We start from the raw sequence: 1,412 nt of genomic DNA on the forward strand, positions 1-1,412 counted from the left end.
TGTAATGTCTCGGGACATCGTACGAACGATGTCCCGAGACATTAGTCTTTAAGCAGTCACCTATTCAGGCTTGAAATTGCTTTTTGGTAGTTCTTCGATGGATCGATTTTGAAGTATCGCAGGATTTCTCCGGTTTTTTTGTTCACGACGGTTACCTCCCGGTCGTTGACATACATTTCCACCCGGATGCCTGAATAGGTGCGCCCCATACCTAGGTGTCGAAGTTTCCCGCCATATCTAATGGTGAGCTTCCCGTCCTTGTCGACCACGTCGTTTCTCTGGCGCACTTCTTCTTGCGGCAAAGGTTTTGGGACTGCCTTGGGAACGGCTCGGTAACGGATGCTAGGTGGTTTCCGGCCTGCTGCTTTATGCGGTCTTCGTTCGTTATAGATCTGTTGAAATTCGCTCAGCTGTTTGTTGAGTGTCGCTACGCTTGTCGCTCGTGGCTGGGCCGTGAGCCAGAGCTTGAGAGTTCTGTGAAAGCGCTCGATTTTGCCTTGGGTCTGAGGGTGGTTCGGTGACCCATTGATCTGTTTGACATCCCATTTTTGAAGAAGCTTCTCGAATTGGTTCTTTGCTGCGGTGTCTCCTTGGGTTTTGCCGGTGAAGCGGGTGGTGAACACCAGTCCGTTGTCGGTCAGTGAGCTTTGGGGGCGCCCATGTTCGTCGCAGGCCATGGCAAACTGTTCTGCTACGTTGCGCCCTGTCACGCGGCGGTAAGCGCGGATGCTGATCAAGAATCTGGAGTAGTCATCGATGAAGTCCAGGATCTCGGTGTCTGATCCGTCTGCAAGGCGCCAGTGGGTGAAATCCGCTTGCCACATTTCGTTAGGCTGGGCTGCTTCGAAGCGGATCAATGAGCTTTTGGGTCGTTTTTGTGGTTGGTCGCTCACGAGATCGGCTTGGCGCAAGATGCGGTGGATGGTGGCTCTGGACGGTGGCGAGATCCCTTCTGTTTCGAGGTGGGTTTGGATGGTTTCTGCGCCGGCGTCGAGTCCTTGGGCGACAAGTATTTCTCGGAGAGTGACGATCCGTTCTCGGGTGGCCTCTGGTGTTCTGCCTGGAGAGGTTTTGGGTCGTTTGGAGCGAGCTTCGTAGGCTGTTTCGCCTTCGAAGGCGTAGCGTCGTATCAGTTCTTTGACCCAGCGTTCTGAGACGTTGAAGTGAGCGGCGGCGGATCTAGTATTCATCGAGCCGTGGACGACGGCGGTGATGATTTGTTTGTTTCTTATAGTCACATTTTTTGATTGTGAACGATGTCCTGAGACATGTTGTTGCAGGGTGACAGTGCATGATGTCCCAAGACTTTAGGTGAAGTATCTCCAGAGTTCTCGAGCTTGGATTTTGGTCTTTGTGCTTGGGTGAAGGATGTCCCGTGACATGGGTGAAGGATGTCTTGAGACCAGACACCC

General features: G+C 52.8%; 1 protein-coding gene. It reads right to left on the reverse strand.

Annotation, left to right across the window (positions count from 1 at the left end; all coding sequences use genetic code 11):
• Positions 1-56: 56 nt before the first annotated feature.
• A complete protein-coding gene (locus AUR04nite_RS17740) occupies positions 57-1,238 on the reverse strand; it encodes an IS481 family transposase (protein ID WP_170184273.1) in 1,182 nt (393 codons plus the stop codon).
• Between the last annotated feature and the right edge of the window lie 174 nt (positions 1,239-1,412).

The organism is Glutamicibacter uratoxydans (assembly GCF_006539925.1).
GTDB lineage: Bacteria > Actinomycetota > Actinomycetes > Actinomycetales > Micrococcaceae > Glutamicibacter > Glutamicibacter uratoxydans.